The organism is Actinomadura vinacea (assembly GCF_039532545.1).
Classification (GTDB): Bacteria; Actinomycetota; Actinomycetes; order Streptosporangiales; family Streptosporangiaceae; genus Spirillospora; species Spirillospora vinacea.
Genome location: NZ_BAAARW010000039.1, coordinates 468,959 through 483,298, shown reverse-complemented (window position 1 = coordinate 483,298; position 14,340 = coordinate 468,959). Strand labels below are relative to the sequence as shown.

At 70.7% G+C, this 14,340-nt stretch carries 12 protein-coding genes; 3 read left to right on the top strand and 9 right to left on the bottom strand.

Annotated features, from left to right (window positions below):
* Nucleotides 1–282: 282 nt before the first annotated feature.
* Both ABD340_RS43500 and katG read left to right on the top strand, forming a co-directional pair.
* Nucleotides 283–687: a Fur family transcriptional regulator gene (locus ABD340_RS43500; protein ID WP_344597561.1), complete on the top strand. Its 405-nt coding sequence runs from the start codon at nucleotides 283–285 to the stop codon at nucleotides 685–687.
* Between the two features lie 29 nt (nucleotides 688–716).
* Nucleotides 717–2,942, top strand: a complete 2,226-nt coding sequence (katG, locus tag ABD340_RS43495) for a catalase/peroxidase HPI (RefSeq protein ID WP_344597478.1) — start codon at nucleotides 717–719, stop codon at nucleotides 2,940–2,942.
* A 66-nt stretch (nucleotides 2,943–3,008) separates the two neighbouring features.
* Here the strand turns inward: katG and ABD340_RS43490 are convergent, their stop codons facing one another.
* On the bottom strand, nucleotides 3,009–3,302 hold the full coding sequence (locus ABD340_RS43490) for a hypothetical protein (protein WP_344597476.1): 294 nt from the start codon (nucleotides 3,300–3,302) through the stop codon (nucleotides 3,009–3,011).
* A gap of 423 nt (nucleotides 3,303–3,725) precedes the next feature.
* Here ABD340_RS43490 and ABD340_RS43485 point away from each other — a divergent pair, with 423 nt between their 5' ends.
* Nucleotides 3,726–4,220, top strand: coding sequence for a hypothetical protein (locus tag ABD340_RS43485; protein WP_344597474.1), 495 nt, complete (start codon nucleotides 3,726–3,728; stop codon nucleotides 4,218–4,220).
* A 96-nt stretch (nucleotides 4,221–4,316) separates the two neighbouring features.
* Here the strand turns inward: ABD340_RS43485 and ABD340_RS43480 are convergent, their stop codons facing one another.
* The 8 genes from ABD340_RS43480 to ABD340_RS43445 form a co-directional block, all read right to left on the bottom strand.
* On the bottom strand, nucleotides 4,317–5,549 hold the full coding sequence (locus ABD340_RS43480; RefSeq protein WP_344597472.1) for an enolase C-terminal domain-like protein: 1,233 nt from the start codon (nucleotides 5,547–5,549) through the stop codon (nucleotides 4,317–4,319).
* A 20-nt stretch (nucleotides 5,550–5,569) separates the two neighbouring features.
* Nucleotides 5,570–8,653 (bottom strand): glycoside hydrolase family 38 N-terminal domain-containing protein, encoded by a 3,084-nt coding sequence (locus ABD340_RS43475; protein WP_344597470.1) that lies wholly within the window; start codon nucleotides 8,651–8,653, stop codon nucleotides 5,570–5,572.
* Nucleotides 8,654–8,665: 12 nt separating this feature from the next.
* Nucleotides 8,666–9,481, bottom strand: a complete 816-nt coding sequence (locus tag ABD340_RS43470; protein WP_344597468.1) for a carbohydrate ABC transporter permease — start codon at nucleotides 9,479–9,481, stop codon at nucleotides 8,666–8,668.
* Nucleotides 9,481–10,434, bottom strand: a complete 954-nt coding sequence (locus ABD340_RS43465) for a carbohydrate ABC transporter permease (protein ID WP_344597466.1) — start codon at nucleotides 10,432–10,434, stop codon at nucleotides 9,481–9,483. The genes ABD340_RS43470 and ABD340_RS43465 overlap by 1 nt, the downstream gene beginning before the upstream one ends.
* Before the next feature lie 7 nt (nucleotides 10,435–10,441).
* A complete protein-coding gene (locus ABD340_RS43460) occupies nucleotides 10,442–11,716 on the bottom strand; it encodes an ABC transporter substrate-binding protein (protein ID WP_344597464.1) in 1,275 nt (424 codons plus the stop codon).
* Between the two features lie 125 nt (nucleotides 11,717–11,841).
* Entirely contained in the window at nucleotides 11,842–12,537 is a 696-nt protein-coding gene (locus ABD340_RS43455) for a FadR/GntR family transcriptional regulator (RefSeq protein ID WP_344597463.1), read from the bottom strand.
* A gap of 37 nt (nucleotides 12,538–12,574) precedes the next feature.
* Nucleotides 12,575–13,513, bottom strand: coding sequence for an alpha/beta hydrolase (locus ABD340_RS43450; RefSeq protein WP_344597462.1), 939 nt, complete (start codon nucleotides 13,511–13,513; stop codon nucleotides 12,575–12,577).
* Nucleotides 13,514–13,527: 14 nt separating this feature from the next.
* Entirely contained in the window at nucleotides 13,528–14,340 is an 813-nt protein-coding gene (locus tag ABD340_RS43445; protein WP_344597460.1) for an SMP-30/gluconolactonase/LRE family protein, read from the bottom strand.

The window sequence follows — 14,340 nt, the reverse complement described above, 5'->3', positions numbered from 1 at the left end:
TACCTTGGTTGCGGACGGTGCGAACCCTGGAGGCACGGTGGGTGACGGGGACGACCCGAATGCCACGGAGTTCTCCTCGGCGGGGGCGCGTTCCCCCGCGGCCCGTCCGCCCGCGGTGCCGGCTGTCGGGGAGCACGGCGGCGATGGCGCGGGCGCTCCGAAGGGCGGCGGCCTGCCGCGTGGAGCCCGATCTTGACCTGAACATGGAGAGCGCGTTTCTTGACTGATTCCAGAAAATGGGCCAGTCTGTGGGACGTGGCCACGCCCTTGGACTTCCGGCAGATGCTGCGCGGGGCCGCCTTGCGCGTGACCCGTCCCCGGGTCGCGGTGTTGAGCGCGGTGCACGCGCATCCGCACGCCGACACGGACTCGATCATCGGCGCGGTGCGCAGGGACCTCCCGAAAGTGTCGCACCAGACCGTTTACGACTCGCTGCACGCGCTGACGGCGGCGGGGCTGGTGCGGCGCATCCAGCCGTCCGGCTCCGTGGCGCGCTACGAGTCGCGGATCGGGGACAACCACCACCACGTCGTGTGCCGGTCGTGCGGCGCCATCGCCGACGTCGACTGCGCCGTCGGCGGGGCGCCCTGCCTGACCGCGTCCGACGACCGCGGCTTCTCGATCGACGAGGCCGAGGTCATCTACTGGGGCCGGTGCCCCGACTGTTCCACCGTCCAGAGTTCCTGATCCACCCCGCCTAACCCTGGAGGAAGCACATGTCCGAGAACACCACCGCATACGACACGAACGCCGAGAGCGGAGGCGGGTGCCCGGTCGCGCACGGACGCGCCCCGCACCCCACCCAGGGCGGCGGCAACCGCGGTTGGTGGCCGAACCGGCTCAACCTGAGGATCCTCGCCAAGAACCCCGTCGTGGCCAACCCGCTCGGCGCGGAGTTCGACTACGCCGAGGCGTTCAAGAGCCTCGACCTCGCCGCCGTGAAGCAGGACATCGCGGAGGTGCTGACGACCTCCCAGGACTGGTGGCCGGCGGACTTCGGGCACTACGGCCCGTTCATGATCCGGATGGCGTGGCACAGCGCGGGCACCTACCGCATCAGCGACGGTCGTGGCGGCGGCGGCGCCGGCCAGCAGCGCTTCGCGCCCCTCAACAGCTGGCCGGACAACGGGAACCTCGACAAGGCCCGCCGGCTGCTGTGGCCGGTCAAGGCCAAGTACGGCCAGAAGATCTCGTGGGCCGACCTGATGATCCTGGCCGGCAACGTCGCGCTGGAGTCGATGGGCTTCAAGACCTTCGGCTTCGCCGGTGGCCGTGAGGACGTCTGGGAGCCCGAGGAGGACGTCTACTGGGGCCCCGAGAGCACCTGGCTCGCCGACGAGCGCTACACCGGCGACCGGGAGCTCGAGACCCCCCTTGGCGCGGTCCAGATGGGGCTCATCTACGTCAACCCGGAGGGGCCGAACGGCAACCCGGACCCGATCGCGGCCGCCCGGGACATCCGCGAGACGTTCCGCCGCATGGCGATGAACGACGAGGAGACGGTCGCCCTGGTCGCCGGCGGTCACACCTTCGGCAAGACGCACGGTGCCGGCGACGCCGACCAGTACGTCGGCCCGGAGCCGGAGGCGGCGCCCCTCGAGGCGCAGGGCCTGGGCTGGACGAACGCCTTCGGCACCGGCAAGGGCGGGGACGCGATCACCAGCGGGCTCGAGGGCATCTGGACGAACACCCCGATCACCTGGGACAACAGCTTCTTCGAGATCCTCTTCGGGTACGAGTGGGAGCTCACGAAGAGCCCGGCCGGGGCGAACCAGTGGCGGCCGAAGGACGGCGCGGGCGCGGGCACCGTCCCCGACGCGCACGACCCGTCGAAGCGCCACGCCCCGACGATGCTGACGACCGACCTCGCGCTCCGCATGGACCCGGTCTACGAGCCGATCTCGCGGCGCTTCCTGGAGAACCCCGACGAGTTCGCGGACGCCTTCGCCCGGGCGTGGTACAAGCTGACCCACCGCGACATGGGGCCGATCGCGCGCTATCTCGGCCCGGAGGTCCCGGCCGAGACGCTGCTGTGGCAGGACCCCGTCCCGGCGGCGACGCACGAGCTCATCGGCGCCGAGGACATCGCCGACCTCAAGGGCCGGATCCTCGCGTCGGGGCTGTCGGTCTCCCAGCTGGTCTCCACCGCGTGGGCGGCGGCCTCGTCGTTCCGCGGCAGCGACAAGCGCGGCGGCGCCAACGGCGCGCGCATCCGCCTCGAGCCGCAGAACAACTGGGAGGTCAACGACCCCGACCAGCTGGCGACGGTGCTGCGCACCCTGGAGGGCGTCCAGGAGGCCTTCAACACCGGCCAGACCGGCGGCAAGCAGGTCTCGCTCGCCGACCTGATCGTGCTCGGCGGGTGCGCCGCCGTCGAGCAGGCGGCCAAGACCGCCGGCCACGACATCGAGGTCCCCTTCACCCCGGGCCGCACGGACGCGTCGCAGGAGCAGACCGACGTGGAGTCCTTCGCCGCGATGGAGCCGGGCTCGGACGGGTTCCGCAACTACCTCGGGAAGGCCCAGCGGTACCCGGCCGAGTTCCTCCTGATCGACAAGGCGAACCTGCTGACCCTGAGCGCGCCCGAGATGACGGTCCTCGTCGGCGGTCTCCGGGTGCTGGGCGCGAATCACAAGCAGTCGCAGCTCGGCGTCCTCACCACCGCCCCCGGGTCGCTGACCAACGACTTCTTCGTCAACCTGCTCGAGCTGGGCACGACGTGGAAGCCGACGTCCGAGGACGCGGAGACCTTCGAGGGCCGCGACGCCACGGGCGAGGTCAAGTGGACCGGCAGCCGCGTCGACCTCCTCTTCGGCTCGAACTCGGAGCTGCGCGCGCTCGCCGAGGTCTACGCGAGCGACGACGCCCGGGAGAAGTTCGTGCACGACTTCGTCTCGGCGTGGGACAAGGTGATGAACCTCGACCGGTTCGACCTCGTCTGATCCCGATGTCCAGGCCGGCCCGCGGTGGCCGGCCTGGACGTCCTCAGGCACCGCCGCGGCCTGCTCCTACCGCCACTCGATCCTGCCGGGCACGGCCGACTCCGCGGCGGCGATGGCCTCGTCCAGCGTGTGGAACCCTTGCGAGTCCGGCCAGAACGGCTCCCCCGCCCGCCATCCAGGGCGATGCCGGACGTAGTACAGCCGCCCTTCGTCGTTCAGCTCCGCGGTCTCGTCCGGCCCCGCTTCGCCGTCGGCCACGCCGACCTCGTACCAGAAGTCGTAGTCGAGCATCACCACCCGGACCGTTGTCGGCACCACGTCGTCGTACAGCCACACGCCCCTCGCCACAACCGTCTCCACGCAACGAACCTAACGGCCGCACTCTCCCGAAGGCCGTGTCGGGTGATCACGGACCTCGCCCCCGCTGAGGTCCGCACGTCCATCCAAGGCGGGTTCCGGCCGCTCGGACCACCCCTCGGACGGAAGCGCACGAAATCGGACGGCCACCACCACATCGCCTGTCACAATCCGGCCATACCAACCTAGCGCTTGTGCATTGACCGGCCGGCGAATGCTGCTTACGTTCACGTTGAAATTCCACTCCGGCGAGGGGAGGGGACGCCGGGTTCCGTGACCGGAGCCGCTGATCCGACACCGACCGGTCCCCGAGGCGCGCGGGGCCAATCTCCGCCCACTCGAGATGGGCGGGAGGCGAACATCGTCGGCCGTTGCCGACCATCCCACCCCGGGTGTTCACGCGCCCACTCCAGAAAGAGAGACGACATGTCTCGCGTAGCGAAGCTGGCCGCGCTCGCCGCGGTCTCCACCGCCGCCGTCACCTTGACGGCCGCCCCTGCCCTGGCCTGGACGAACGGCACCTTCACGGCCACGGCCAACGCCAACAGCCTGGTGGTCAGGGTGAATGACACCGTCGTGGCCACCTGCAGCGGTTCCACCCTGCGCGGCTCCATCACCAGTACGGGCTCGTTCTCCGTCACCTCGGCCACCGCCACCGGATGCGGCGTCACGGTCACCCCGACCGGTTTCCCCTGGAGCGGAAGCTTCACCAGCAGCAGCCCGACCAGTGGCACCGCCGCCATCAACGGCTTCAAGATGACCGCCCTCGGCTGCACCTACACCGGCAACCTGAGCGGCCCCTACACCGGCGCCGCTCCCCCCGCGACCGCCACCTTCACCAGGGTGCCCGTCACCGGGTCGGGCGGTCTCTGCTTCAGCAACGTCAACGTCAGCGCCACCTACGTCTTCACGCAGCCGTGATCCCAGGGGCCCGCCGCCCCGGCGACCGCTAGTCCTCGCTCACACGGTGACCCCCGTGGCAGCTGCCATCGGGGGTCATCGTCTTGCCCATCACGGTCAGGAGATGGGGCGGAGGGGGAGTTCGGGGTCCGCCCAGTTCTGGTTGGGGACGGTGGGGTACCAACCGGGGCGGCCCGGGTCCCGGTCATAGGGGTAGCCGCCCAGCTCCTGGTAGAGGGCCGCGTACTTGGCCAGCTTCTCGCGATCCAGGCGCACGCCCAGACCGGGACCGGTCGGGACGCGGATCCGGCCGTCGACGTACGTCAGCTTGCCGCCCTCGATGACGTCGTCGGCCAGGTGGTGGTAGTGCGCGTCGGCCGCATAGGTGAGGTTGGGCAGGACGGCGCCGAGGTGGAGCATCGTCGCCAGCTGGATGCCCAGTTCTCCCGAAGAGTGGACGGCGACGCCCAGCTGGAAGGTCTCGCAGACGGCGGCGGCCTTGAGACAGGCTCGGATGCCTCCCCAGAACGTGGTGTCGAGCAGCACCACGTCCACGCCGCGGCGCATCACGTTCGCGGCGAGCTGCTCGAAGTTGACCACGACCGTGTTGGTCGCCAGCGGCAGGCCGACCCGTTCGCGGAGCAGGTGGAGCCCTTCCAGGCCGAACACCGGGTCTTCGAAATAGTCGTTGTCGAGGTCCGCGATGGCGTTGCCGAAGCGGGTGGCCTCGTCCAGGGAGAGCACCGAGTTGGGGTCGTACCGCAGCCGGTCGCCGGGGAACGCGGCGGCCAGGGCCCGGTAGCACTCCAGCTCGTAGGCCGGGGGGAACACCCCGCCCTTGAGCTTGTGCACGCTGAAGCCGTGCTCCGCCTTCAGCCCGCGGGCATGGGACACCAGCTGCTCCGGCGTGCGGACCTCCGGCGCGTCCGGTCCCGGGTAACGGAAGAACAGGTAGGACGCGAAGGGGACGCTGTCGCGGATCCGCCCGCCCAGCAGGTCGTGGGCGGGCACGTTCAGGTGCTGTCCGATCAGGTCGATGCAGGCGAACTCGACGGCGGCCAGCAGCTGGACCCGGTTGTTGTAGAGCCCGGCCGTCGGGTTCGCGATCTTGAAGCGCAGGGCCTCCAGCTCGAACGGGTCATGCCCCTCCAGGTAGGCGCGCAGCGCGGTCACCTGCTGTTCGGCGCTCTGCCCCCCGCCGCCCAGCTCGCCGAGGCCGATCAGGCCGTTGTCGGTCTCCACCTCCACGATGGTGCGGACGAAGCGGCCCCAGTGCGCGCCGTTGCTGTGCAGCAGGGGCGCCTCCAGAGGCAGCGCGACCGTGGTGGCCCGGATGTCGGTGATCTTCACTTCGGTTCCCCGATCTCGATTCAAAGCGCGACGGCGACGGCGGCGACCGCGCAGCCGGGCAGGCGCACGGTGATCTCGCCGTCCTGTACCGGAAGCTCGCGCGGATCGCGTTCGAGGCCCCCGCTGATCCATGCCCGCCGGGCGCCCGGCACCCGGAGACCGGCCTCGACCGGTCCGGCGGCCAGCGACCGCATCCGTACGAGCAGCTGATGCCCGTGCCGGGAACGCCCAATCGAGGTGACCAGCACGTCCGGGTCGTCCACCGAGACGAACACGCCGGTCGCGCCCGCGCCGTCCGTGCCCGCGCCGTCCGCGCCCGTGGCCAGGGTCGCGACGAACGGGTCGGTCAGGCCGGCGGCGGTGGCGGCCCCCAGACGGCGCCCCGATACGCCCGCCGCAGACGAGACGGCGTACTGGAAGGTCGTCTCGCCCTGCTGCTGGGACGGGAAGTTGGTGTCCCAGATGTTGTTGAGCGCCCACGAGTAGACCGTCGCCGGCTCGTGATCGAGCGTGGGCGGGAACGGCGCGTACGGCATGTGGATGGAGCCGAACTGCACCAGCGGCGCCTCCAGCGTGGCCCACGCCACCGTGAGTTCGGGGTCCTCGAAGGCGACCCAGTGCCGGATCGGCCGCATGTGCTCGGCCGACCCCGGCACGCTCGGCACCTCCGTGCCGCCCACCCCGCCGGTCAGTTCCCAGGCGGACGGCGGCGCGTCGACGGCGAACGGGAAGGAGAAGAACACCGCCTCCTTGGCGGAGGTCCCCTGCTTGGCGAGCCGGCAGCGCAGATCCAGGCGGGGCACTCCCGCGTACAGGTCCAACGTCATCCGGAGCCAGTCGACGCCCTTGCCGTGCAACTCGGCGACCAGGCGTTCACCGGCGGGCGTGCGCTCGCAGCGCGTGATGACGGCGTGCCGGCCGATCGCCCGGTCCCCCAGCAGCGTCTTGTCGTGGACGAGCATGTGCCCGGACATGTGGTTGAAGTGCGGCGCGGTGGCGTACCGGTCGTAGATGTACTGGCCGAACCCGGCGGCGGCGAGGGGGTTGACCAGCTCGCGCCCGGCGGCCTTGTCGAACAGCGAGGCGATGTGGCCCGCCGCCGCGTCATAGGTCACGCGGAAGTGCTCGTTCGACAGGACGCCGTCGCGGCCGAGGTCCTCGACGACGGGGCCGGCCTCGGCCCGCACGACGTCGAGGCGCACGTAGCCGAGGCCCGGCACGTCGGGCAGCACCGCCTCCAGGTGGCGGCCGATGGGGCGGGTCGGCCACTCGTCCGGGTCGACCTCCTCCTCACGGTGGGGCACCCGGTCACCGGTCCGCGCGTCCACCAGCGCGATCGGCGCCGATACGGCCACCACGTCACGGGGGAGGAACGCCCGGACCACGTCGGTGCGGGCCGTGCCGGACGGGTTGAACACGACGAACGAGGCGAGCGCGTCCGCGCCGCGTCCGCACGTCGCCCCGAAACGTCGCGCTCCCGCCTGCAGGAGGTCGGCGGCGTCGTCGTACGCCTGGTAGGCCACCGACGACTTGCGGTTCCACTGCAGGCCGCCCGAGTCGCCGGCCTCCTCGGCGTCCTCCCAGGGGTTGGCCGCGCCCCAGGTGTGCTCGTCGAACAGCGCCGCCTTGTCGTACGCCTCGTCGATGCCGGCGATCGCGGCGTCGTCGCGCTGTCCGCTGCGGGCGTCCGACAGCGTGTGCAGGGTCTCGGCGGCCCGCAGTATGTTCTGTGCACGCCGTACGTATCCGAGGGGGCGCGCTCCCGAGCCGAGCCCGTCGGCCCACCAGTCGGTCCAGTCGCCTTCATGGACCTGGAGACGGTCGCCGTGGTGCTCTTCGACGTATTCGAAGAACTCGGCGTTGGTCGCGATGCGCACCCGGGGGTAGTCCCAGGTCTCGTTCCACCTGCGCGCCACCTCCGACGGCATGATGGACGGTCCCGCGTTGTCGGCGTGCGCTCCCTGCACCCGCAGGTGGACGACGTCCAGCGCGTCGGGGTCCTTGGCCGCCCCCACCTGGCCGGGGGCCGCGTACCAGCCGAACGTCCCCGGCCCGTACGGATAGGGACGCGCGGACAGCGAGTCCAGGTAGCGCGGCAGCAGGTCCTCGGCGAGCTCGTAGGAGTCGACCAGGCCGACGGTGTTGCCCTCCATGTAGGCCATGCCGTGCGGGGTGTCGGTGAACCACACGATCAGTTCACGTCCCGAAGGAGCCCGCCACCGGAACGGGCGGTGCAGCGCGTCGCCGCCGGTGATGTACGGGACCGAGCGTCCGGCCCAGTTGTGCGCGGCCGCCAGGTAGCGCACTCCGGCGGCGTTCAGCGCGTCCACGACTCCGACGACGGCGCCGGGGATGTCGGTGTGCATCGCCGAGCGCACCCCGATGCCGTACCGCTCCCGGAGCTCCTCCACGAAACGCAGCTGCCGGTACAGCTCCTCGGCCGAGCACGCCTCGGTGTGCAGCTGCATCGGGAAGGCGGTGACCTCGATCCGGCCGGCCCGGCACCGTTCGGCGAACTCGGCCACCATCTCCTCGGGACGTGCCTCCAGCCAGCGCAGCGCGGGCAGCGACGATTCCACCGACCAGCGGAATCTGGCGTCGTCGGCCCAGTCGTCGGTCTGGCGGCTGAGCCGCACCGCCGCGTCCAGGTAGTCCAGGTGGTGGCGCAGCACCGTGCCCTGCGGGTCGGTGTAGCCGATGTCCAGGTGGGAGTGGTGCACGACGAAGACGTTCCACTTGCGCTGCGGAGCGACGTCCAGCGGCGCGGCCCCCACCAGCCCCTGCGCGTCGTGGACCCGCAGGGTGTAGCGGCCGGCGCCCTCCGGGACCAGCAGTGTGGCCGTTCCGGCGTCGGACGTCCGGCCGGTGGCGACCGGGGCGCCGTCGCCGGTCTCCAGGGCGAGGTCCAGGCCCGGAGCCGCCGTGACGCGCACCGCCTGCCGCATCGTCCCGGCCTCGTCCCGGCGGAACAGCGGCGGGGTGTCGGCCCGCACCGACAGTCCTCGCACCGCCAGGACCTCGGTGGAGGTGTCGTCGCGCAGCGCCTCGCGGATGCCGTCGTAGTCGGGCGCGCCCAGGCTGGACTGCAACAGGCGACTGGTCATCGATGTCCCTCGTCAGATCTGGGCCAGCGTGAGGCCACGGGTGAACAACCGCTGTGTCAGCAGGAATACCGCGATGGTGGGAAGCGACACGACCAGGCCGGCGGCCAGCGCGACCGGCACCGGGGTGCCCGCGTGCACGTCGGTGGTGAGCGCCGCCAGCTCGGTCATCGCCGGCCGCACGCCCTCGGACTGCGTGAGCGTCAGCCCGAACAGCAGGTCGTTCCAAATGTAGGTGAACTCCAGGATGAACACCGCCGCCAGCGCGGTCCACGACAGCGGCAGGTAGATCTTCCAGAAGATGCGCAGGGTGGAGGCGCCGTCCATGCGCGCCGCCTCGAAGACCGAGACGGCGATGCCGCCGAAGAAGTTGCGCATCACCAGCGCGGCCAGCGGCACGCTGACCGCGGTGTAGACCAGCATCATGCCGAACCGGGTGTCGTACAGCGACGTCTGGCTGTAGCCGACGAACAGCGGCACCACCAGCATCTGCAGCGGGAAGGCCGACCCGCCGTAGATCAGCATGAACCACAGGAAGCCGCGCCGCAGCCGCAGGACCACGATCGCGTACCCCGCCAGCGCGCCTACCAGCACCGCCACCGCCGGGGACGCCACGCTGTAGAGCAGCGAGCTGACCATGCCCGGTCCCAGCTCGGTGCGTTCCCACACCTCGCCGAGGTTGGCGAACAGCGCGAAGTCCGTCGGGGGCTTGGCCGCCTCCTCCGGGTCGTAGGCGTCGACCGGACGCAGCGCGTTCGCGAGGATCAGGTAGGTGGGGGCGAGCCACAGCAGGCCGAGCAGGGCCAGCACCCCGTGCCGCACCGGTCGCATCAGCGGACCTCCTTGCCGATCTGGCGACGCATGTAGAGATAGGAGGCCAGGCCCGTGACGGTGGTCAGCAGCACCGCGACCGCCGAGCCGTAGCCGTACTCGTCGGCCACGAACACGTCCCGGTACATGGTCACCGCGAGGGTCTCCGACGTCCGGCCCGGGCCGCCCTGAGTCATTACCCAGACGACGTCGAAGGTCTTCAGGCTGGCCACCAGCGCCAGCCCGAACACCACCGTGGTCAGCGGGCGCATCAGCGGCCAGGTGACGTGCCGGAACAGCCGCCAGCCGGAGGCGCCGTCGATCCGGGCCGCCTCGATCGGGGCGCGCGGGATCGACTGCAGGCCGACCACGAACAGCAGCATGTTGACCCCGAGCTGCTGCCAGGTCCACACCACGATCATGGCGATGGTGTTCTCCGGCCCGTCGTCGAGGAACGCCATGTCCGCGCCGGGCATCCCCAGGAACCCGAGGACGCGGTTGGCCACGCCTTCCGGCTGGAGGATGAAGCCCCACAGCATGCCGAGGCCCGCGCCGGACATCGCGTACGGCAGCAGGAACGGCAGCCGGTACCAGGTGCCGCCCTTGATGTCGTACGACAGGACGGCCACCAGCAGGCCGAGGCCCACCGGCAGCACCGTCGTGCCGAGCACCCACAGCAGGGTGTTGCGGATCGAGGTCAGCAGAGCCGGGTCGTCCAGCAGCCGGGCGTAGTTGTCCAGCCCGGTGAACTCCGGCGAGGCGAGCCCGTCATAGCGGGTCAGGCTCAGGTACGCCGTCCATACGAACGGCAGGTAGAGCAGGACCGCGACCAGGAGCACGGCCGGCGAGACGAAGCCGAACCGGAACCGGCCGAACAGCGCGAACCGGTTCCGGGCCCGGCCCCTGCCCCGGCCACCCGGCCGCCGGGCGGGCGGGGCCGGGGTGCCGGGAAGCGATTTGGATGTGAGGGTCATGGCAGGCTCATCCGCCGTTCGCCTTGTTCTTCCAGTAGTCCTCGTTGGCCTTCTGGATGTCCTGGAGCACCTTCATGTAAGTGTCGGGCTTGACCACGAACCCGCTCAGGCCGTCCAGCGCGGCGGTGAGCACCGGCGCGGGCACCGCCTCGAAGAAGCGCAGCACCAGCCGGTTCTGGTCGCCGGCGGCGTCCTTGGTGATGCGGTCCAGATCCGGATCGGCGACCTTCACCTTGGGGTTGCCGGACACGTCGCCGCGCGAGTTGGCCCACTGCTCCTGGGCGCCCGGAGAGATCCACCACTTGAGGTACTTGGCACTGGCCTCGCTGTCGGCGGCCTTGCGCAGCGAGCACAGCGGCCCGCTCTCGAAGATCAGCGACCGTTTGGGCAGGGCGGGGTCGACGTTGGGGATGAAGAAGAACCCGTAGTCCTTGCCCTGCTTGAGGCCGCGCTGGGTCATGCTGGTGTTGAACCAGGTGCCGGAGGAGACCATGGCGGCCTTGCCGGTCTTGAAGTGGTCGGCGGGGTCGGCCTTGTCGCCGGGGTTGGAGAACCAGCCCTTGTCGATCATGGACTTCCACTGCTCCATCACCTTGACCACGCCCGGGTCGGTGAAGGACGCCTTGCCGCTGCCCAGCCGCTCGTACAGGTCGGGGTCGGTGCCGGCCAGCAGCTGCTCGAACCACACGAACGAGAACAGCGAGGTCGGGGTGGTGTGCTGGAAGGGCACCTGGCCCTTGGACTTGAGGGTCTCGGCGATCTTCATCAGATCGTTCCAGGTCTTCGGCGGTTCCAGCCCGTGCTTCGCGAAGACCTTCTTGTCGTAGAACATGCCCCAGTAGGCGGTGTTCAGCGGCACGCAGTACTGCTTGCCGTCGATGGTGTAGTACTTCGCCAGAGCCTGGGTCAGGTCGCCGTTCTTGACGGCCTCCTGCCAGAGCGCCGTGGTGTCCGACACCTGCTTCTGCCGGACGATCTCCTCAAGCCGGCCGCCGGTGCTCCAGGTGAACAGGTCGGGTTTCACCTTGGTGCGGAACGACGCCTTGATGAACGCGGTGTAGGACGGCTCGTCGGTGTAGCCGACCGGCTTCATGCCGAGCCCGATCTCCTGCTTGGACTTGACCCCCATCTGGTCGAAGTACTGCGTCCAGCCGCCCTTGTCGTTGTAGAGCTTGAGCTCGGTCTTCTTCTCACCGGATCCACCGCCGCCGCAGGCGGCCAGCGCGAGCATCGCGGCGCCTATCGAGAGGGCGGTGACCCGCGGTCGTTTCGACGGCTTCATTGGTGGGCCTCCTTCAGAGGGTGGGTGGGTGCCCAAATCCCGCCCCGCGGCAAGGTTCCGTTGCGCCGGGGCGGTGCGTCCCGCTTTTCGGGGTCGGGTCCGGGGCCGGCCCCGGACCACTGAGGTCAGCCGAGGCGTTCTTCGATGACGCACTTGACGTCGGCGAGGTGGGTGCGCATCAGCTCCTCGGCCGCCCCGGCGTCGCCGCGCTCGATGGCGCCGAGGATGGCCTGGTGCTCGTCGTAGTCGCGGCTCCGGTCGTCGAAGATCCGCAGTATCTCCCGCTGCTCGGAGGCGTGCACGGTCAGCAGCGAGTCGACGACCTCGCCCAGCACGGCGTTGCCGGCCGCGCGGGCGGCGGCGCGGTGGAACGCCATGTTGGCCTCGTGCAGCTCGGCGTCCCGCCCGTCCAGATGGCGGCCGGCCTCCTCCAGCACCGCGCGCAGCCGGGCCAGGTCGTCCGGGTCGGCGCGGCGGGCCGCGAAAGCGGCCAGCGGCGGCTCGATCAGCATTCGGGCGTCCAGCAGCTGCCGGAGCTGGTCGCCCTGGAGCCGCCGGACGTTGGGATTGGGGATGACCACACGTTCCAGATCGGAGCCGACGTAGATGCCCGAGCCGTGCCGCATCTCCACCGCGCCGGTGGCCTCCAGCCGGCGCAGCGCCTCCCGCAGCGTCGGCGTGGTGACCGCGAACCGCTGGGAGAGCTCCCGCGCGGAGGGCAGCCGGTCGCCCGGACGGAGCCCGCCGGAGCTGATCAGGTCCAGCAGCCGTTCGGTCAGCGTGTCGGACAGGCTGGGCCGGGTCACGTCCTGGGATGCCATCACTTACCCCGTTCACGGAATTGGGTAAGTCATCTAATCACTTATCCGGACGGGCTGTCCAGAGCGCCCGACGAAGGACGTCCCGCTGGGCGGCAAGCGCCCGCCGGGCCACACCCGCGCTGGTCACCCCGTCGAAACCGTGGTACGCGCCGGGCACGTGGTGCAACTCGGTCGCCACTCCGGCCTGGATCAGCCGCTGGGCATACGCGAGCGCCTCGTCGCGCAGCGGGTCGATCTCGACGGCCAGCACATAGGCCGGAGGCAGACCGGTCAGGTCCGTCGCCCGTGCGGGCGCCGCGTACACCGGTGCCCCGTGCTTGAGAACCCCGTGCATGGAGGCCTGGCCGCCCAGGTAATGACGCCACATGTGCCCGGCATCGGTCCGGTTGAACAGCGGCGGCTCGGTGAAGACCCGCATGGAGGACGTGTCCATCCGATCGTCCAGCACGGGGAACAGCAGCATCTGGAAGGCCAGCGGGGGGCCGCCTTCGTCGCGCGCCCTGAGCGCCACCCCGGCGGCCAGCGCCCCGCCCGCGCTGCCCCCGCCCACCGCCAGCCGCGACGGGTCCGCCCCGAGTTCCGCGGCGTGCTCGCGGGTCCAGCACGTGGCCTCGTAGCAGTCGTCGAAACCGGCGGGGAAGGGATGCTCGGGCGCGAGCCGGTAGTCCACCGACACCACCGCGATATGGCACTCGGCGGCGATGTCCAGGCAGCGCCGGTGCTCGTTCTCCAGGTCACCTGTGACGAACCCGCCGCCGTGGAAGTACACCAGCACCGGCGTAGGCCGTGCCGCTTCACGCGGGACGTAGGTCCTGACCGGAACTGGAATCCGCCGGTCGGTGACCTCGACCCGTTCGTCCGCGGCGGGCGTCCCCAAGTGCGCGACGAGCTCTCGCATGGCCGCGCGGGCCTTGACCGGATCCGCCAGCCCGACGTACGGCATTCCGGCGACGGCGGCGGCGAGTTCGGGATCCATACGGCTCCTCACCACTAGGGGAGTTCGAACCTGCTGATGTGCCAGCGCCCCAGGTTCGCCAGGAAGGCGGTCGTGCCGCGGAAGGCGATGTTGGTCGGATGGCACAGCACATGGGCGGTGGGATCGTGCACGACCACCTCCACGCCGGCGGGCCCCAGCCGCAGCACCTGGCTGGGCTCGTAGCACGCCACGTACAGCAGCCCGTCCGGCCCGAAGCCGATCCCGTCCGGCACGGTGCCGGGGAGTTCGACCACCAGGTCGCGCTCCCCCGCGCTACCGTCCGGGAGTACCCGGACGCGGCTCACGCCGGGCAGGAACGACTCCACCACGTACAGGGACGACTCGTCGGGGGCCATCGCCAAGCCGTTCGCGAACGCCATCGGCCGTTCGTCCCACACCTGGCCGGTGCCGTCCGGGTCGAACCGGTACACGGCGGGCCCGGGCCGGTCCAGCTGACGGCTGTCGGAGACGTAGAGCGCCCCGGTCGAGTCGAACACCGGATAGTTGGGGTTGACGAACCGGTGCCCGTCCGCACCGTCCGCGAACAGCTCCACCCGTCCCGAAGCCAGATCGAGCCGGAACACGCCCGGATGCGCGATATCGCAGATGAACAGCGCCGTCCCCGCCGCGTCGAAGGCGATGCCGAGCACGAATCCCCCGGTCGAGGCCACCTGCTCGACGCCCTCGCCCGCGGAGTCGATGCGGAAGATCTGGCCCGCCTCGCCGCCGCACCACACGCTGCCGTCCGGATGCACGGCCACGCCCTCCGGGTGATCCAGGCGCGGCGTGGTGAACAGGCCGTCGAAGAAGACCTCGGCAGTGAGCAC